Source organism: Curtobacterium sp. MCLR17_042, from assembly GCF_003234695.1.
Lineage (GTDB): Bacteria > Actinomycetota > Actinomycetes > Actinomycetales > Microbacteriaceae > Curtobacterium > Curtobacterium flaccumfaciens.
This window is the reverse complement of sequence record NZ_QKTD01000018.1, coordinates 16,634-33,998: the sequence shown is the minus strand read 5'-3', so window position 1 is coordinate 33,998 and position 17,365 is coordinate 16,634. Positions and strand designations below refer to the sequence as shown.

Below are 17,365 nucleotides of genomic sequence, written 5' to 3'. Positions count from 1 at the left end.
TCTGCCCGGGCGGCTACTCGAACATCTCGGCGAGGAGCGCGTGCGGGTCACCGTCGACCAAGTGCGCGGATCGTCGCTCCGGCCAGTGCGTCGTGGCGTCGTCCGGCCAGCACGGCACGACGTGGAGGTGCAGGTGCGGCACGCTCTGACCGGCGTCCGCACCCGATGCCTGCAGCACGACGGTCCCGGTCGCGCCGAGGGCACCCTTCATCGCACGGGCGACGCGCTGCGCCAGGGCCGTGGTGGCGGCGAGTGCCGCGGGTCCTGCACTGAGCAGGTCAGCGGTGTGCTCGACCGGCACGACCAGGGTGTGGCCCGGAGCCAGCGCCGAGTCGGGCAGGGGTGCGAAGGCGACGGCGTGCTCCTCGCGTTCGACCCACACGGCGGGTTCGTCACCGGCGATCACGGCACAGAAGACGCAGGAGTCCATCGGCCCAGTCTGCTGCACGTGGGGTGCCCGCTCCGCGTGGGACGATGGGCGCATGACCGCCACGCTCGTCGCCAAGGGCCTGTCCGGCGGGTACGCCGCTCGCACGCTGTTCGACTCCCTCGACCTGACGGTGGCGCCGGGCGACGTGATCGGGGTCGTCGGCGTGAACGGTGCCGGCAAGTCCACGCTGCTCCGGCTGCTGGCCGGGGTCGACGAGCCGCTGGCCGGCACGGTGTCGCTGGCGCCGACGGACGCGTTCGTGGGGTGGCTCCCCCAGGAGCACGAGCGCATCGCTGGTGAGACCGTCGCGGCGTACCTCGGGCGGCGGACCGGCTGCACCGAGGCGACGGCGACGATGGACGCAGCGGCGGCGGCGCTCGGGGACCCCGATGCCGGCGACGCAGCAGCCGACCGGTACTCGGCGGCGCTCGACCGCTGGCTCGCCGCAGGGGCCGCGGACCTGGAGGACCGGATCCCGGCGGTGCTCGCCGACCTCGGCCTCGAACCCGGCACCGGCGACTCCGGAGCGGACGGCGTCGGCCCGGACTCCCTGATGACCGCGCTGTCCGGTGGGCAGGTCGCCCGCGTCGGGCTCGCCGCGCTGCTGCTGTCGCGGTTCGACATCGTCCTGCTCGACGAACCCACCAACGACCTCGACCTGGACGGCCTCGACCGGCTCGAGGCGTTCGTGCGCGGGCTGCGCGGCGGGGTGGTGCTCGTCAGCCACGACCGCGAGTTCCTGGCGCGCTCGGTGACCTCGGTGCTCGAGCTCGACCTGGCACAGTCGTCGAACCGGCTGTTCGGCGGTGGATACGACTCGTTCCTCGAGGAGCGCGAGATCGCCCGGCAGCACAAGCGTGACGCGTACGACGAGTTCGCGTCGACGAAGGCCGACCTGGTCTCGCGGGCACGGACGCAGCGCGAGTGGTCGAGCCAGGGTGTCCGGAACGCGATGAAGAAGAGCCCGGACAACGACAAGATCCGCCGCCGTGCCGCCTCGGAGTCGAGCGAGAAGCAGGCGCAGAAGGTCCGGCAGATGGAGTCCCGCATCGCCCGGCTCGACGAGGTCGAGGAGCCGCGCAAGGAGTGGCAGCTCGAGTTCACGATCGGCAGCGCACCCCGGTCCTCGGCCGTCGTCGCGACGCTGTCGAACGCCACGTTCACCCAGGGCGACTTCACCCTCGGACCGGTCTCGCTGCAGGTCGACGGCGGTGACCGGATCGGCATCACCGGCCCCAACGGCGCCGGCAAGTCCACCCTGCTGCGGGCGCTGCTCGGCAAGCAGGCGCCGACGACGGGCACGGCCTCGCTCGGGTCCAGCGTCGCGGTCGGCGAGGTCGACCAGGCGCGTGCGGCGTTCACCGGTGACCAGCCCCTGGCAGCGGCGTTCGAGGCGATCGTCCCCGAGTACACCACCGCCGACGTCCGGACGCTGCTCGCGAAGTTCGGGCTGAAGGCGGACCACGTCGGCCGACCTGCCTCGGCGCTCTCCCCCGGTGAGCGCACCCGGGCCGGACTCGCGCTGCTGCAGGCCCGCGGGGTGAACGTGCTCGTCCTCGACGAACCGACCAACCACCTGGACCTCACCGCGATCGAGCAGCTCGAGCAGGCGCTGGAGTCCTACGACGGGACCCTGCTGCTCGTCACACACGACCGGCGCATGCTGGAGACCGTCCGACTCGACCGGCAGTGGCGGGTCGAGGGCGGCACCGTCACCGAACGCTGACGGATCGACCGAGGGGGAAGCACCATGCGACGCAACACCTGGATCGCGACGACTGCCGGGGTGGTGGTGCTCGCCGTCGCTGCCGTCGTGGTGGGGGTGACCGTCGGGTCGCCAGCACCGGAGCCGACCCGCGCGGCCCGGGCCACGACGACACCGACCCCGAGCGCCACGCCGAAACCGAAGCCGACGCTCGCGGCCGTCCCCGCCGCACCGTCCGACGCGACCCTGGCCGCGCTGCCGTTGGCGTTCCACGACGCCGTCGTGCCGCAGTTGCTCGACGGCGGGGACGTGGAGCCCGAGGACACGTGGCAGATCGCGACCCCGCGCACGCAGCTCGTCGCCCTGTACGCGAGCCCGTCGAGCCGCGCCCGGCCGGTGGCGACCCTGTCCCACCTGGTGTCGACGATCAACCGACCCGCGGCGACCGCGGTCTGGGGTCGCTCCCCCGGCAAGGACGGCGGGATGCTCCTGGTGTCGACGCCGTCCCGCAACCGCACCCCCGGTGACGGCGGCGACCCGGACGCCCCGAGCGCGACGTTCGCCTGGGCCCGGGCCGCCGACTTCACCGTGACGCGCACCGACCGGATGATCACGGTCGACGTCGCCGCCAGCACGGTGTCCGTCGTCACCCGGAAGGGGAAGGTCACCGCCACCGAGGCCGCGCGGCTCGGGACCCCGGAGGACCCGACCCCGGCCGACACCGCCACCTACGTCGAGGCGGCGTACGTCGACACCCGCGTCGCGTACACGCAGGGCAACCCGATCATCCTGACCGGGGCGCACTCGTCGCGGATCCCGTCGTACGGCGGCAACGCCGCGCTGACCGCGTTGCACTACTACCCGGACCCGACCGGCAGCTCGCACGGCTGCGTCCGGATCTCGGCGGAGATGACGAAGACGCTCGCGGCGCTGCCCGTCGGCACCCCGATCCGGTTCAGCTGAGCCTCGGTACGGCGGATCAGGCTCTCGGGATCCGCACCAGTCCGAGCCGTGCCACGACCTCGGCGCTCTCCTCTTCCGGGGTGCGGTCGGCGGCGATCGTCAGGTGGGCCTCGTCGGACTGCGGCGGCTCGAGTGTGGCGAGCTGCGACTGCAGCAGCGACGTCGGCATGAAGTGCCCGGAACGCTGCGACATCCGCTCCTCGATGAGCGCGCCGTCACCGGCCACGTGCACGAACACCACGCCAGGAGCTCGCAGCACGTCGCGGTACGAGCGCTTCAGGGCCGAGCAGGTCACGACGCCGTTCGTCCCGGCGTCCAGGTGTCCGCGGATCCAGCCGGCGACGACGTCGAGCCACGGCCAGCGGTCCTCGTCGGTGAGCGGGGTGCCGGCGTGCATCTTGTCGACGTTCGCTGGCGGGTGCATCGCGTCGCCCTCGGCGAACTCCCACCCGACCTGCTCCGCCACCATGGCGGCGACGGTCGACTTGCCGGACCCGGAGACCCCCATCACCACCAGGACGCGGGCGTCCAGCCCGGCGTCGGCCGCACCGGCAGCAGCAACTCCTCCTGCGCCGCTCATCGGATGAACACCCCGGCCAGCAGGACCCCGAGGAGACCGAACACCGAGATGAGGCACTCGAGCACCGTCCACGTCTTGAACGTCTGCCCCACCGTGGTGCCGAGGTACCCCTTCACCAGCCAGAACCCGGCGTCGTTCACGTGCGACAGGAACACCGAGCCGGCGCCGATCGCGAGCACGAGCAGGGAGGTCATCGGCGTCGACAGGTCGGCGGCGATCGGCGCCATGATGCCGGCGGCGGTCACGGTGGCGACCGTGGCCGACCCGGTCGCCACGCGCACCAGGGCCGAGACGACCCAGGCGACGAGCAGCACCGAGACGCCGGAGTCCTTGACGGCGTCGGCGATCACGCCGCCGATCCCGGTGTCGATGAGCACCTGCTTGAAGCCACCGCCGGCACCGACGATGAGCAGCACCCCGGCGATCGGGGGCAGCGCGCTCTCGAGCGACTTCGACACCGCTGAGCGGTCCATCCCGCCGCCGATCGCGAAGAAGACCATCGCGTAGACGGCCGCGATGCCGATGGCGATCATCGGCGAGCCGAGGAAGTCGAGCAGGCTCACCCACGAGCCGGCGGCATCGGGGGCGGTGGCCTCACGGATCGCCTGGGCGAGCATGAGCACGACCGGCAGCAGGATGCCGATCAGGGCGACGGTGAACGACGGGCTGCGCGGCTCGCTGATGACGCGCGTGAAGTCGCTCTTGCCGTTGGGTAGGGACGCGGTGTCCTGTGTGGCGGGGCCGCGCCGGGCCTCCCGTCCGGGGTGTGCCGGGTCGTCGGCGAAGGCGGCGGACCCGGAACCCGACCCCGGGCCGGCGGTGGCAACCGCCCCACGCGACCCGAACATGTCGGGGACGGGGATGTCGACCCAGCGGGCCGCGAAGCGGGCGAAGAGCGGCCCGGCCAGGATGATCACCGGGATCGCCAGCACGATGCCGAAGGCGAGCGTGGTGCCGAGGTTCGCACCGACGGTGGAGATCGCGACGAGCGGGCCGGGGTGCGGCGGGACGAACGCGTGCATCGTCGACAGGCCGACCAGCGCGGGGACGGCGATCTTCATGATCGGCACCTCGCTCCGCTTGGCGACCAGCACGATGATCGGGATGAGCAGGACGAGCCCGACCTCGAAGAACATCGGCAGCCCGATGAGCGCCCCGATCAGGGCCATCGTCCACGGCAGCGCCGCCTTCGACGACTTCCGCACCAGGGTGTCCACGACGCGGTCCGCTGCGCCGGAGTCGACGAGCATCTTGCCGAACATCGCCCCGAGCCCGACGAGGATGCCGACGCTCGTCATGGTCGCGCCGAAGCCGTCACCGAAGCTGGTGACCGCCTTGTCGGGAGCGAGCCCCGCGCCGATGCCGACGCCGAGCGCGCCGATCGTGAGCGCGATGAACGGGTGCACCTTCAGCCAGGTGATGAGCGCGATGATCACCACGATGCCGGCGAGTGCCGCGATGATCAGCTGCGGGATCGAACCGGACGGGTCGACCGTCTCGGTGGTGCCACCCGCGGCGAGCAGGTGGTCCGGGAGAGCGTGAGGCATCAGCGCCCCTTCCTGGAGTCGCTGCTGCGCGGCTCCGTCGCCTTCGTGTCGAGGGTGGACTGGCACGACGAACGCCGACCCTCAATAATCTGATTAATCAGACTATACGACGTCGTCCCGCGCGCCAACCGCCCGTCCCCGGAGTCTGCCGCTTCGATGGGACCGGCGTCACGACGACCGCGTGACCCGTACTGCACGGAGGAAACGATGCCCACCGCACGCGGACTGCACGCCCACGTGCTCGACACCCTGGGCCAGCGGATCGTCGACGGCGAACTGCCCACGGGTTCCGTCGTGCGACCCGAGCTGGTCGCCGACGAGTTCGGGGTGTCCCGCTCGGTCGTCCGCGAGGCCCTGCGCGTCCTGCAGTCCCTCGGCCTGGTCGAGCCCCGGCAGCGGGTCGGCACGCTCGTCCGCGACATCACCGCGTGGGAGCTGCTCGCCCCCACCGTGATCCGGTGGCGCGGTACCTCACCGGCGTACTTCGTGCAGCAGCGCGAGCTCGTCGAGCTCCGGCTCGGCGTCGAACCCGTCGCGGCATCCCTGACCGCCGGCTCCGCGGGGGCGGACGCCGTGCTCACCGCCGCCGAGGACATGCTCGACGCCTGCGGGCGCGAGGACAGCCGCGCCTACCTGGAGGCCGACGTCCGCTTCCACCGTGCCCTGCTCACCGGGTCGGGGAACGCCGTGTTCGCGCACTTCGCCGGCACGGTCGAGGCGCTCCTGCGCACCCGCACGTCGGAGTCGCGCGACCCCATCACGCGCTGGACGCGCGAGGCGGCGCTCCGGCACCATGCCGTCGGGCGCGCAGCGGTCGACGGTGACGCGGACGCCGCCGCGGCGGCGGCCACCGCGCTGCTCCGCGTGACGCGCGACGAGTTCATCACCGAGGCGCCGGCGGGCTGACGCGACCGGGCGACGGCCTGGAGGCGCGTGCCGGGGCCGCCACGGGCCTCCCGTCCGCCCTGTGGCCGCGTCTCGAGCGTGACGCGCGTCGACCGCGTCGGCTCCGTCAGCGTCGTCGCGCGAACAGCCGCGGGCCGCGCAGGCGGAGCCGCATCGTGACGGTGCCGAGCCAGCGGTCGTACTTGTAGCCGACCTTGCCCATCCGGCCCACTTCCTCGAAGCCGAGCCGCTCGTGCAGCCGGATCGACGCCTCGGCCTGCCGGTCCGCGATGACGGCGACGACCTCGCGCACACCGGCCGAGCGGCACTCGTCGAGCAGTGCCTCCATCAGCGCGCGGCCGAGCCCCTTGCCACCGGACGCGGCGCCGAGGTAGATCGAGTCCTCGACGACGTGGTTCGAGCGGTCCCGCGGGTTCCACGCGTCGACCAGGGCGTACCCGAGGATCTGCCCGGCGGGGTTCTCCGCCACCAAGAACGGCAGGCGGCGCTTCCGGATGTCGTCGTAGCGCTTCTTCCACGCGGCGTACGTGAACGCCGCCGGGTCGAAGGTCACCGACGAGTTGCGGACGTAGTGCGTGTGGATCTCGCGCACGTGGGGTAGGTCCCCCACCTCGGCCGCACGGATGCGGTACTCGAAGGCCGTCTCGGTCGCCGCCGGGGCACGCAGGTGTCGCGGCAGGACCCGCCGTCGCTGGTATTCCTCCTCGAGCACGTGCCGAGCCTACTGAGCGGGCAGCGTCCAGTCGACGGGCGGTGCGCCCTGCGACTCGAGCAGCGCGTTCACCTGCGAGAACGGGCGGCTACCGAAGAACCCGCGCGACGCGCTGAGCGGGCTCGGGTGGGCCGACGCGACGACCGGGGTGTCGCCGAGGAGCGGTCGCACCGAACCGGCCTGCGCGCCCCAGAGCACGGCGACGAGCGGGGTGCCACGGGCGACCAGGGCACGGACGGCCTGGTCGGTCACCGATTCCCAGCCCTTGCCGCGGTGGCTGCCGGCCTCGCCCGCCTGCACGGTGAGCACCCGGTTGAGCAGCAGGACGCCCTGGTCGGACCACGCACGCAGGTCGCCGTGCGGCGGGGGCGTCACCCCGAGGTCGTCGGCGAGCTCGCGGTAGATGTTCGCCAGGCTCCGCGGCACCGGACGGACTGCGGGGTCGACCGCGAAGGACAGGCCGATCGGGTGGCCGGGCGTCGGGTACGGGTCCTGCCCGACGACCAGCACCTTGACGGCGTCGAACGGGGTCGTGAACGCGCGGAGCACGTCGCCGCCGGCGGGCAGGTAGTGCCGACCGGCCGCGGTCTCGTCGCGGAGCCACGCACCGATCCGGTGCACGTCGGGCTCGACCGGCGCGAGGGCATCGGCCCAGCCGGGGTCGACCAGGTCGGCGAGCGGCCGTGGTTCCACGTCGGCTACGCGCCCATGGTGGCGACGGCCACCGACTCCTCGCCGGCCATCACGCGCCAGACGCTGCCGGTCCCGCGGACCTCGAGCGCGCCCTCGCCGACGACGAGCGTGGTGTCCTCGTCGATCGCGAGTCCGGCGGTGACGAACTCGGCCTCGGCGCTGGCGATGAGCCGCGCGAGCGTGCCGGACTGCACCGCGTGCACGTCGATGGTCAGGTCGACCAGGCCGAGGCCCTCGCGGAGCTCGACCTCGTCCAGCCCCTCGGACGCCGCCTCGGGGCAGATCTCGACGCCGCCGATGCGCCAGCCGCCCACCAGGGCACGGTCGGCGGCGATCATCGCACCGGCCGAGTAGCCGAGGTAGGGCAGACCGTCGGCGACGAGCAGCCGGAGCTGGTCGACGAGCGGGGCGATCGCCGCCAGGTAGTCGGGGGTGACGCCGCCGCCGATCACCAGGGCGTCGACGTCGCTCAGGACGGTGGTGTCGAAGACCTGACCGGCCGCGACCTCGGTGACGAGCACCTCGGCCGTGCGCGGGCCCCCGAGGACCTCGGCGATGTCGGCCGTCGACGACGGGCTGCCGCCGTCCGGGCCCGCCACGGAGAGCAGGGCGATGCGCGGGACGCTCCGGCCGACCGCTGCCGAACGGGCGGTCGCCTCGGCGAGGAACGGTGCTGCGGCGTCCGCGGCGGCGAAGAGACCGCCGCCGACCAGGTGGATGCTCACGACTCGGCCGTCACGGGGGCGAGGGCGCTCCACGGGAACGTGATCCAGCCGTCGACCCGGCGCCACACGTGGTCGGGCTCGAGGACGGTGCCGGGCTTCGAGTACAGGCAGGCGCTCCGGACGTCGGCACCGGCGTTCCGGATGATGTCGACCACCAGACGCAGGGTGCGGCCGGAGTCCGACACGTCGTCGACGACGAGGACCCGCTTGCCGGACAGGCTCGGGGCGTCGAGGGCGGGGGCGAGCACGACCGGCTCCTCCAGCCGCTGCTCGACGTCGGTGTAGACCTCGACGTTGATCGAGCCGCACTCCTTGGTGCCGAGGGCGTACGCCACGGCGCCGGCGATGATCAGTCCGCCGCGGGCGACGGCGACGACGACCTCGGGCTCGAAGCCGCTGGACAGGACGTCCTTGGCGAGCAGGCGTGCGGCGTCACCGAACTCGAGCCAGCCGAGTACCTCGGGCCCGCTCGTCACGGTCACGGTGGACGGAGCCGCGGGCTCGGGTTCGCTGCTGATCGGCATCCGACCACGGTACCGGCAGGGAGCCCGCGCCCGCGACCCGCGGCAGCAGCCCGGGCGCTGCGCGGGTCCGGCGCGGGTCCGGCGCGGGTCGGCTCAGCGGGGCGTCAGCGGGCCACGCGCCAGCTTGTGCTGCGCCGACTGCGCCACCGGCCGGATCGTCACGAGGTCGAGGTTCACGTGTGCCGGCAGTTCCACCGCGTGCACGATGGCCTCGGCGACGTCGTCGGCCACGAGCGGCTCCGGCACGTCGTCGTACACCGCGGCGGCCTTCTGCTCGTCGCCACGGAACCGGGTGAGTGCGAACTCGTCGGTCTTCACCATGCCCGGCGCGATCTCGACGACCCGGATCGGCTCGCCGTTCAGCTCGAGCCGGAGCGCGCCGACCAGGGCGTGCTCGGCGAACTTCGCGGCGTTGTAGCCGCCACCGTTCTCGTACGCGACGAACCCGGCGGTGCTGGTCACCGTGACGATGTCGGCGCTCCCGGACTCCCGGGCCCGGTCGCGCAGGTGCGGCAGCAGCGCGGAGACAACCCGCTTCGTGCCGATCACGTTGACCTCGAACATGGCGCGCCAGTCGTCGACGTCGGACTCCTCGACGCTCGCCGAACCGAACGCCCCACCGGCGTTGTTCACGAGCACGTCGGCACCGCCGAGGTCCGCGACCCGCGCGGCGAGCGCCGCCACGTCGTCGGCGTCCGTGATGTCGGCGACCAGGGTGTCGGCCCCGGTCTCCGCGGCGAGCGCCTCGAGCTTCGCGGTGCGGCGGGCCACGGCGAGCACGTCCCAGCCCCGCGACCGGAACAGCCGGACGGTGGCCGCCCCGATGCCCGAGCTCGCTCCGGTGACGACTGCGCGCCGTGCTGCCATGTGATCTGCCTCCTGCGTCGGTGACCGGGGCACGTGGTTGCCCGGTCCGCCCACCGTACCGAGCGGGACGGTTCCGGCACCGCACCGGGCCGTCCAGATCACGATCCGGTAACGTGACCGGCGATGACGACGGATGCCGCCCCTCCCGCCCCCTCGGCCCCGGCGACGCAGCTCGAGCCCGGTCGAGCCCCGCGCCGGATCCCGATGTGGGACACCGCGCGGTTCGTCGCGGTCACGCTCGTGGTCATCGGCCACGCGATCCAGCGGCAGACGCCGGCGAGCGAGCACGCCCTGGCGCTCTACACGTTCATCTACGCGTTCCACATGCCGGCGTTCGGCGTGATCAGCGGCTACTTCTCGTCGGCGGACACCCCGACGGCGAGGCGGATGCGCCGGACGATCACGGACATCGTCGTGCCGTACATCATCATGCAGACGATCTGGACCGTGGTGCAGGGCATCGTCGAGGGCGGCAAGGACTTCAACCCGACGAAGCCGACGTGGACCCTGTGGTTCCTGCTGGCCCTGGGCATCTTCAAGCTGATCCTGCCGTACCTGGCGCAGCTGCGGTGGCCGCTGTTCTGGGCGGTCGTGTTCAGCATCGGCGTCGGCTACTTCGACAACGTCGACTCCACGCTCTCGCTGTCCCGCGCGATCAGCCTGCTGCCGTTCTTCCTGCTCGGGTGGCAGGTCAAGCAGTGGGGCGTCTTCGACCGCTGGTACGAGGCGTCCCGTCGCACGGTCGTCCGGGTGCGGATCGCCGCCGTCGTGGTGTTCGCCGCGTGGGCGGTGTCGTGCGCGGTCTGGATCCCGCAGTTCAAGGAGTTCGACCTGCACCACTGGTTCTTCTACGACGACTCCTACTCGGGGCTCGGCGAGGACGCCTGGTGGGCCGGTGCGGTGCGCTTCGGCCTGATGCTGCTCGCGACCCTGCTGACGGCGTCGTTCCTGGTGCTCATCCCCCGTCGGAACGTCTGGATCACCCGGTTCGGCGCGGCGACGATGTACGTCTACCTCCTCCACACGTTCGTGCTCTACCCGATCCGGGAGTCCGGCGTCCTGGCCGGCGAGCACTCGGCCTGGCCGTTCGTGCTCCTGATGGTCGTCATCGCGTGCGCCGTGAGCCTCTTCCTCGCACAGCCCTTCGTGCGGCGGGGAATGCGCTGGCTGCTCGAGCCGAAGGTCGACTGGCTGTTCCGCCGCGACGGGTGACATTTCCGCGCAAGCAGTCGTCTTCGCTGCGCTCAGTCGGCAGCGCGCGACGTCGCGGCAGGCCGCGACCGATCCCCCGTGGTCGCCGCCGTCAGCCCCGGGCACCATCCTGGCCGGGAGGCGCGGGGCGGGACCGGCGGGCGCGTTACGTCCCGAGGCGGGTGCGGTGGTGCGGGCCCGGCCACCTGCGTACCGTGACACCCGACGCACAGCCGCGCCGCGCCTCCAGGCCGAGCGCAGGGCGACCCGACGACCAGCCGCACCGGACAGGAGCACCAAGATGACCGAGCACGACGCCGCGCAGTGGCAGTTCGAGACCACCCAGGTCCACGCCGGCGCACAGCCGGACCCGACCACCGGGGCCCGAGCGACGCCGATCTACAAGACGACCTCGTACGTCTTCGCGAACTCGGACGAAGCGCGCGACCTGTTCGCGCTCGCCAAGCCGGGCAACATCTACTCCCGGATCATGAACCCGACGAACGACGTCGTCGAGCAGCGGATCGCCGCGCTCGAGGGCGGTTCCGGGGCCCTGCTCGTCGCGTCCGGCCAGGCTGCCGAGACCTACGCGGTGCTGAACATCGCCGGGGCGGGTGACCACATCGTGTCGTCGTCGTCGATCTACGGCGGCACGTACAACCTGTTCAAGTACACGCTGGCGAAGCTCGGCATCGAGACGACGTTCGTCGAGGACCAGGACGACCTCGAGGAGTGGCGCCGCGCGGTCCGCCCGAACACGAAGCTGTTCTTCGCCGAGACCATCGGCAACCCGAAGATCAACGTCCTCGACATCACGGGCGTCAGCGACGTCGCCCACGAGTCCGGCGTCCCGCTGATCGTCGACAACACGATCGCGACGCCGTACCTGATCCGTCCGTTCGAGCACGGCGCGGACATCGTGGTGCACTCGGCCACGAAGTTCCTCGGCGGCCACGGCACGGTCATCGGCGGGATCATCGTCGACGGCGGGAAGTTCGCCTGGTCGCAGCACGCCGACCGGTTCCCGGAGTTCAACACGCCCGACCCGTCGTACCACGGTGCGGTCTTCGCCGAGGCGGTCGGCAACGAGCTCGCCTACATCGTGAAGGCCCGTGTGCAGCTGCTGCGTGACCTCGGTGCGTCGAACTCGGCGGACACGGCGTTCGCGCTGCTGCAGGGCATCGAGACCCTGTCGCTCCGCATCGAGCGGCACGTGTCGAACGCGCAGGAGATCGCGGAGTGGCTCGACCAGCACCCGGACGTCGCCACGGTCGCCTACGCCGGGCTGCCGACGTCGCCCTGGTACGCCGCCGCGAACCGGTACGCGCCGAAGGGCGTCGGCGCCGTGCTGTCGTTCGAGCTCAAGGGCGGGGTCACCGCGGGCAAGGCGTTCGTCGACAACCTGCAGCTGTTCTCGCACCTGGCGAACATCGGCGACGTCCGCTCGCTCGTCATCCACCCGGCGTCGACCACGCACTCGCAGCTCACCCCCGAGCAGCAGCTCACCACCGGGGTGACGCCCGGCCTGGTGCGCCTGTCGGTCGGCATCGAGAACATCGCCGACCTGAAGGCCGACCTCGAGGCCGGGCTCGCCGCGGCCCGGGCGATCGCGCAGGAGAGCCAGCGCGCGTAGCGTTCGCCCGTCCTGGGGCACCGGCTCGGAACGACAAGGTCGACGTCGCACGACGTCGACCTTGTCGTTTGCCCGCCCGTGCAACAGTTGCCGACGCGGCGGTGCGACTTCCTCGATGTCGTACGACGTCGACGTTGTCGCACCCGCCCACGCACCAACCCGCAGACGCCCGGACCAGGACGACGCGAGCACGGCCCGAAGGCCGGCCACGCGCCGGGCGTGACGTAACACGGCGGCGACGACCCGCGCCTCCCGGCAGACTGGACGCACGATGGACTGGCAGACGACCCCCGAGGACTCCGTGCCGTCCACCCTGGTGCCCGGCACCGAACTCGGCACCCTCGGCAAGCCGCCCGTGACCGGTGCCTGGCGTCCCGGTGACCACCCGGGTGCGCGCCACTTCGAGTCCCTCGGCGAGCAGTGGGTGCGCGGCGGTCGCCTGCCGTCCGTGCGCGTGGCGTACGAGACGTGGGGCACGCTCAACGCCGCCCGTGACAACGCGGTGCTCGTCCTGCACGCACTGACCGGGGACTCGCACGTGACGGGTGCAGCCGGCCCGGGCCACCGCACCGCCGGCTGGTGGGGCGACGTCGTCGGCCCCGGCCGGGCGATCGACACCGACCGGTGGTTCGTCATCGCGCCGAACATGCTCGGCGGCTGCCAGGGCACCACCGGGCCGTCGTCGGTGTCGCCGTCGGGCGCGGAGTGGGGCTCGCGGTTCCCGTTCGTGACGGTGCGCGACCAGGTCGAGGTGCAGGCGCAGCTCGCCGACCGGCTCGGCATCGAGACCTTCGCGGCCGTCGTCGGCGGGTCGATGGGCGGCATGCACGCCCTCGAGTTCGCGGTCTCGCACCCCGCGCGCGTGCAGCGGCTGGCGGTCCTCGCGTCGACGGCGCAGACCACCGCCGACCAGATCGCGGCGAACTCGCTGCAGCGGGCGGCGATCCAGATGGACCCGGCGTTCGCGGGCGGCGACTACTACGAGGCCGACGTCGGCGAGGGCCCGCACCGGGGGCTGTCCCTGGCCCGGCGGATGGCGCTCATGACGTACCGGGCGTCGGACGAGCTGAACAGCCGCTTTGCGCGGTCCTGGCAGAGCGACGTCTCCCCGCTCGGCGACGACGGCCGGTTCTCGGTGGAGAGCTACCTCGACTTCCACGGCAACAAGTTCACCCGGCGGTTCGACGCCTCGAGCTACGTGACGCTGACGTACGCGATGGACTCGCACGACGTCGGCGCCGGGCGCGGCGGGGTGTCGGCGGCACTCGGGCTGGTGACCGCGCGGACCCTGGTCGTGGGGATCTCGAGCGACCGGCTGTTCCCCGTCGAGGACCAGCACCGGATCGCCGCGGGCGTGCCGGACGCGCTCGACGGGGACTCCGCAGCGGTGATCGAGAGCGAGTTCGGACACGACGGCTTCCTCATCGAGCACGAGCAGGTCGGGGCACACCTGCGACGGCTGCTCGAGTCCTGAGCGGGCCCACCAGCCACCGCGGCGCGCCGAAGACCCCCCAACGGGTGGCGCGCGTGGAATGATGGCGTGGGGCTCGGCACTGACCGACGCTCGGTTTCCCGCACCGCCAGATCGTCACCAACCAGGACATCGATGGACTTCATCGCACAGGAACGCGACCGCTTGCTGCGGTCGGCGACCCGTGTCGTGGGCATCGTCTGCGCGCTCGTCAGCGTCGTGGGCATCCTCTCCGCCGCCGCCGTGCCCACGCCGCCCCTCATCGGCGCACTCCTCTGCATCGCCGCGATGATCACCGCGCTCGTGTGCTTCGGCCGCGGCGGTGAAGTGTGGTGGACCGCCGCCATCGTCGTCGCCGGGCTCGCCACGATGGTGCTGCTCTTCACCGGCGTCGACGACTCGGCGCGGCCCCTCGTCGCCAGCGCCGTCATGCCCCTGGCCGCCGGCGGGCTCTCGGCACCGCTGATGGCCCAGCGCGGGCACCCGGTCGGTCTCGGCATCACGATCGCCGGGGGCGGCGCTGTGGTGGTGCTCATGGTCTGGGGCTCGGGCTCGCTCCTGTCGACCCCGGTCAGCGGCGCACTGCTCGGGTGGATCCTGATGGCCGTCGTGGCGATCTGGATCTCGCGCAGCATCCCCCGGGTGGCCCGTCGCATCTACAGCATCGGCACCGCCCACCGCGCCGAACGGCAGGCCAGCGAGACCGAGGCACAGCGCCGCCAGGGTGCACGCCTGCTGCACGACACCGTGCTCGCGACCCTGACGCTGCTGGCGCACTCCGGCGTCGGCGTCTCCGAGCAGGCGATGCGCGAGCAGGCCGCCGAGGACGCCCGACTGCTGCGGCACCTGCGCCTCGGTGCGACCCCGCAGCCCTCGCAGTCCGGTGACTACTCGCTCACCCGCGAAGAGGAATCGCCGCTCGGACAGACCCTCGAGTCGGTCAAGCAGCGCTTCGGCCGGATGGGGCTCGAGGTCAGCTGGCACGGCACCGGGCAGGTCCTGCTGCCGTCGAACGTGCTCGACGCGTTCCTGCTCGCGCTCGGCGAGTGCCTCGAGAACGTCCGTCGGCACGCCGGCGTCGGCGAGGCGCACGTCACGATCGTCCACGACAACGAGGTCGTCCGTGCGATGGTCACCGACTCCGGCGTCGGCTTCGACCTCACCACCGTCAGTGCCGAACGACTCGGCTTCAAGGAGAGCGTCGTGAACCGCCTGCGCGAGGTCGGCGGCGACGCCAAGCTCTTCTCCGCGCCGGGCTCCGGCACCACCGTCGTCCTGGAGGCACCGCGATGACCCGGGTCCCCGAGGACACCATCGGCCGCAGCCTGCCCGGCGAGACCGCTCCGCCTGCACCTCGCACCCGCCGCGAGGCGCGCGAGCGGTACCGCACGAGCGAGCGCCGGCAGGCCAGAGGGCTCCCGTCGACGTCCACCGGTGCCCGGTCCCTGCGGCAGGCCGCGAAGCCCGGCGCGTCGCTCGGTGCCGGGTACCTCGGCCTCGGCGCCGCGGTCCTCACCGCGATCGAGGCCGTCGCCGGCATCGCGTTCTTCCTGGTGCGCTGGAACGAGTACTCCGACCCGTGGTTGCCCGCGGTCGCCTGGGGGCTCTACATCGTCGCCGCCGTCGGGGTCGGACTCAGCGTCCTGACCTACGGCGAACGGCTGACGGGTCCGGCCTTCGCGTTGATCTGCGTCGTGCTGGCCTGCGTGGTCACGCTCGACTTCATCGGCATCTGGCCCGAGCACGACATCGCGCACACCGCGACCGCGTCGATGGCCGCCGGGTTCGCCCTGCTGCCGATCGCCACGCTCCGCCCCGCCCGCGAGGTCGCCGTCGCCATCGGTGCGCTCGGCATCGCGTTCATCGTGATGGCCGTCGCGTCGACGCCGATCACGCACGACACCATGCCCGGCATCGTGTCCCTGCTGTCGCTCGTCGTCGTGCCGCCGGCGCTCGCGCTGTACGTCGTGCAGCGGTTCCGCCAGCTCGTACAGCGCGAACTCGACCGGGTGCTCGTGCAGAGCAACGTGCAGGCGCCGCAGTTCGCCGTCGGCATGCTCGCCTCGGACGAGCTCGCCCGGCTCGACCTGGCCGCCGAGAAGCTGCTCGACGCCGTCGCCAACGGCACTGACCCGCTGCCGCTGTCCGACGCCTCGAGCTCCGTCGCCGCGTCGCTCGCCACCGAGCTCCGCCTGCACCTGATCGAGGGGCGCCGCGAGACCTGGCTCTACCACGCGATCACCGAGTCCGACCACCTCGGTCGCTCGGTGAGCGTCGCCGACCCGACCGCCCTGGCGGGGCACCTCTCCCCCACCCAGCGCGACGGGCTGCTGCAGGCGATCTGGCAGATGGTCGGCGACGGCCGCACCGCGCAGCCCGGCATGCCCGTCGTCTCCGTCACCCTCGGCCCCATCGGTTCCGACGGTCACCCGGTCAGCGACGACACCATGGACGTGCCCGTCGTCATCGAGTCCCGCGGGGTGCCCCGGCGCAGCCTCGGCCCGACGGCGTGGAGTGCCCTGCAGCGCATCGGCCCGTACACGGAGACCGTCCGCGACGGCGCGCTGCACATCGTCGCGCACTGCGTCGTGAACCGACATCCGTCGATGTAGCCGCCGGACACCCGCATGCCTGACCGACTTCCGGCCCGCATCCTCCTAGGATCGGCCGAGCAATCCGCACCGAGAAAGGACGCCAGCATGGCGACTCCAGAGGAACCGATCCGACTCGCACTGGTCGACGACCACAGGATGCTCCTCGGCGCGCTCACGGAGTGGATCCGGAACGCGGCCGACGACATCACCCTGGTGGCCGCCGTCACGACCTGGCCCGAGCTCCTGACGAGCCCGGCGTTCCCGGTCGACGTGGTGCTGCTGGACCTGGACCTCAAGGACTCCATCCCGGTGTCGCTGAAGATCTCGACGCTCAAGACCGCGGGCGTCAAGACCGTCGTGATGAGCACGTACTCGGAGCCGAACGTCGTGCGCGAGGCCCTCGGCGCCGGTGCCCTCGGGTACCTCGTCAAGAGCGAGGACGCCGACATGATCGTCGAGGCGATCCGCTCCGCCCAGCGCGGCGAGCAGTACGTCTCGGCCGAGCTCGACCTCGCCATCAACAGCGGCGACGTCGGCGGCGTCCCGAAGCTCAGCGCGCAGGAGCGTCGCGTGATGGCCCTGTACGGCGGTGGCGAGCCCGTCAAGAGCGTCGCCTACCAGCTCGGCATCTCCGAGGAGACCGCGAAGAGCTACCTCAAGCGCATCCGCGAGAAGTACCGCGTCGCCGGCTTCGACGTGGGCACGAAGGTCGCGCTGCGGAAGCGTGCGATCACCGACGGCATCATCGTGCAGGACGGCAGCCCCCTGGGGCTCTAGCGCGCGGCTGCGCGTTGCGCTTCGTGAGCAGCAATGGTCGGGTCCCG

General features: G+C 72.3%; 17 protein-coding genes. 9 read left to right on the top strand and 8 right to left on the bottom strand.

Going from position 1 to position 17,365, the window contains the following annotated elements; genetic code table 11:
* Positions 1-13 precede the first annotated feature (13 nt).
* Entirely contained in the window at positions 14-430 is a 417-nt protein-coding gene (locus DEJ02_RS15855; protein ID WP_111033743.1) for an HIT family protein, read from the bottom strand.
* Between the two features lie 52 nt (positions 431-482).
* On the opposite strand from DEJ02_RS15855, the gene DEJ02_RS15850 reads away from it, so the two are divergent.
* Together DEJ02_RS15850 and DEJ02_RS15845 are read left to right on the top strand one after the other, a co-directional pair.
* Positions 483-2,156 carry an ABC-F family ATP-binding cassette domain-containing protein gene (locus DEJ02_RS15850; protein WP_071404584.1) on the top strand — a complete coding sequence of 558 codons (1,674 nt, stop codon included), beginning with the start codon at positions 483-485 and terminating at the stop codon, positions 2,154-2,156.
* Positions 2,157-2,180: 24 nt separating this feature from the next.
* Entirely contained in the window at positions 2,181-3,098 is a 918-nt protein-coding gene (locus tag DEJ02_RS15845) for a L,D-transpeptidase (protein WP_111033742.1), read from the top strand.
* Between the two features lie 16 nt (positions 3,099-3,114).
* On the opposite strand, the gene DEJ02_RS15840 is transcribed toward DEJ02_RS15845, so the two are convergent.
* Both DEJ02_RS15840 and DEJ02_RS15835 read right to left on the bottom strand, forming a co-directional pair.
* Entirely contained in the window at positions 3,115-3,678 is a 564-nt protein-coding gene (locus tag DEJ02_RS15840; protein ID WP_110864025.1) for a gluconokinase, read from the bottom strand.
* Positions 3,675-5,225: a GntP family permease gene (locus tag DEJ02_RS15835; protein ID WP_220034912.1), complete on the bottom strand. Its 1,551-nt coding sequence runs from the start codon at positions 5,223-5,225 to the stop codon at positions 3,675-3,677. Before DEJ02_RS15835 ends, DEJ02_RS15840 begins: the two co-directional genes overlap by 4 nt.
* Positions 5,226-5,432: 207 nt before the next feature.
* Here DEJ02_RS15835 and DEJ02_RS15830 point away from each other — a divergent pair, with 207 nt between their 5' ends.
* Positions 5,433-6,131: a FadR/GntR family transcriptional regulator gene (locus DEJ02_RS15830; protein WP_181440398.1), complete on the top strand. Its 699-nt coding sequence runs from the start codon at positions 5,433-5,435 to the stop codon at positions 6,129-6,131.
* A gap of 106 nt (positions 6,132-6,237) precedes the next feature.
* Here the strand turns inward: DEJ02_RS15830 and DEJ02_RS15825 are convergent, their stop codons facing one another.
* The 5 genes from DEJ02_RS15825 to DEJ02_RS15805 all read right to left on the bottom strand — a co-directional run bounded on the left by DEJ02_RS15825 (position 6,238) and on the right by DEJ02_RS15805 (position 9,652).
* The gene (locus DEJ02_RS15825; RefSeq protein ID WP_027465815.1) at positions 6,238-6,843 is read right to left on the bottom strand and encodes a GNAT family N-acetyltransferase; all 606 of its coding nucleotides are present in this window, start codon (positions 6,841-6,843) and stop codon (positions 6,238-6,240) included.
* A gap of 9 nt (positions 6,844-6,852) precedes the next feature.
* On the bottom strand, positions 6,853-7,536 hold the full coding sequence (locus tag DEJ02_RS15820) for a uracil-DNA glycosylase (RefSeq protein ID WP_111033740.1): 684 nt from the start codon (positions 7,534-7,536) through the stop codon (positions 6,853-6,855).
* A 5-nt stretch (positions 7,537-7,541) separates the two neighbouring features.
* Positions 7,542-8,261, bottom strand: coding sequence for a Type 1 glutamine amidotransferase-like domain-containing protein (locus DEJ02_RS15815; protein ID WP_181440397.1), 720 nt, complete (start codon positions 8,259-8,261; stop codon positions 7,542-7,544).
* On the bottom strand, positions 8,258-8,785 hold the full coding sequence (locus DEJ02_RS15810; RefSeq protein ID WP_181440396.1) for a phosphoribosyltransferase: 528 nt from the start codon (positions 8,783-8,785) through the stop codon (positions 8,258-8,260). Before DEJ02_RS15810 ends, DEJ02_RS15815 begins: the two co-directional genes overlap by 4 nt.
* 93 nt (positions 8,786-8,878) lie before the next feature.
* A complete protein-coding gene (locus DEJ02_RS15805; RefSeq protein ID WP_111033738.1) occupies positions 8,879-9,652 on the bottom strand; it encodes an SDR family oxidoreductase in 774 nt (257 codons plus the stop codon).
* Between the two features lie 123 nt (positions 9,653-9,775).
* On the opposite strand from DEJ02_RS15805, the gene DEJ02_RS15800 reads away from it, so the two are divergent.
* The 6 genes from DEJ02_RS15800 (at position 9,776) to DEJ02_RS15775 (ending at position 17,318) form a co-directional block, all read left to right on the top strand.
* Positions 9,776-10,864 carry an acyltransferase family protein gene (locus tag DEJ02_RS15800; RefSeq protein WP_111033737.1) on the top strand — a complete coding sequence of 363 codons (1,089 nt, stop codon included), beginning with the start codon at positions 9,776-9,778 and terminating at the stop codon, positions 10,862-10,864.
* A 280-nt stretch (positions 10,865-11,144) separates the two neighbouring features.
* Positions 11,145-12,476, top strand: a complete 1,332-nt coding sequence (locus tag DEJ02_RS15795; RefSeq protein ID WP_071404574.1) for a bifunctional o-acetylhomoserine/o-acetylserine sulfhydrylase — start codon at positions 11,145-11,147, stop codon at positions 12,474-12,476.
* 271 nt (positions 12,477-12,747) lie between these two features.
* A complete protein-coding gene (locus tag DEJ02_RS15790) occupies positions 12,748-13,950 on the top strand; it encodes a homoserine O-acetyltransferase (RefSeq protein WP_111033736.1) in 1,203 nt (400 codons plus the stop codon).
* A 132-nt stretch (positions 13,951-14,082) separates the two neighbouring features.
* The gene (locus DEJ02_RS15785) at positions 14,083-15,240 is read left to right on the top strand and encodes an ATP-binding protein (protein WP_111033735.1); all 1,158 of its coding nucleotides are present in this window, start codon (positions 14,083-14,085) and stop codon (positions 15,238-15,240) included.
* Entirely contained in the window at positions 15,237-16,559 is a 1,323-nt protein-coding gene (locus tag DEJ02_RS15780; RefSeq protein ID WP_111033734.1) for a hypothetical protein, read from the top strand. The genes DEJ02_RS15785 and DEJ02_RS15780 overlap by 4 nt, the downstream gene beginning before the upstream one ends.
* An 87-nt stretch (positions 16,560-16,646) precedes the next feature.
* A complete protein-coding gene (locus DEJ02_RS15775; protein WP_017888182.1) occupies positions 16,647-17,318 on the top strand; it encodes a response regulator transcription factor in 672 nt (223 codons plus the stop codon).
* The last annotated feature ends 47 nt before the right edge of the window (positions 17,319-17,365 follow it).

Coding starts and splice junctions, on each gene's coding strand:
- DEJ02_RS15830 (WP_181440398.1), top strand. CDS start 5,433: ATGCCCACCGCACGCGGACTGCACGCCCACGTGCTCGACACCCTGGGC.
- DEJ02_RS15845 (WP_111033742.1), top strand. CDS start 2,181: ATGCGACGCAACACCTGGATCGCGACGACTGCCGGGGTGGTGGTGCTC.
- DEJ02_RS15775 (WP_017888182.1), top strand. CDS start 16,647: ATGGCGACTCCAGAGGAACCGATCCGACTCGCACTGGTCGACGACCAC.
- DEJ02_RS15855 (WP_111033743.1), bottom strand. CDS start 430: ATGGACTCCTGCGTCTTCTGTGCCGTGATCGCCGGTGACGAACCCGCC.
- DEJ02_RS15780 (WP_111033734.1), top strand. CDS start 15,237: ATGACCCGGGTCCCCGAGGACACCATCGGCCGCAGCCTGCCCGGCGAG.
- DEJ02_RS15790 (WP_111033736.1), top strand. CDS start 12,748: ATGGACTGGCAGACGACCCCCGAGGACTCCGTGCCGTCCACCCTGGTG.
- DEJ02_RS15795 (WP_071404574.1), top strand. CDS start 11,145: ATGACCGAGCACGACGCCGCGCAGTGGCAGTTCGAGACCACCCAGGTC.
- DEJ02_RS15785 (WP_111033735.1), top strand. CDS start 14,083: ATGGACTTCATCGCACAGGAACGCGACCGCTTGCTGCGGTCGGCGACC.
- DEJ02_RS15850 (WP_071404584.1), top strand. CDS start 483: ATGACCGCCACGCTCGTCGCCAAGGGCCTGTCCGGCGGGTACGCCGCT.
- DEJ02_RS15835 (WP_220034912.1), bottom strand. CDS start 5,225: ATGCCTCACGCTCTCCCGGACCACCTGCTCGCCGCGGGTGGCACCACC.
- DEJ02_RS15840 (WP_110864025.1), bottom strand. CDS start 3,678: ATGAGCGGCGCAGGAGGAGTTGCTGCTGCCGGTGCGGCCGACGCCGGG.
- DEJ02_RS15805 (WP_111033738.1), bottom strand. CDS start 9,652: ATGGCAGCACGGCGCGCAGTCGTCACCGGAGCGAGCTCGGGCATCGGG.
- DEJ02_RS15810 (WP_181440396.1), bottom strand. CDS start 8,785: ATGCCGATCAGCAGCGAACCCGAGCCCGCGGCTCCGTCCACCGTGACC.
- DEJ02_RS15800 (WP_111033737.1), top strand. CDS start 9,776: ATGACGACGGATGCCGCCCCTCCCGCCCCCTCGGCCCCGGCGACGCAG.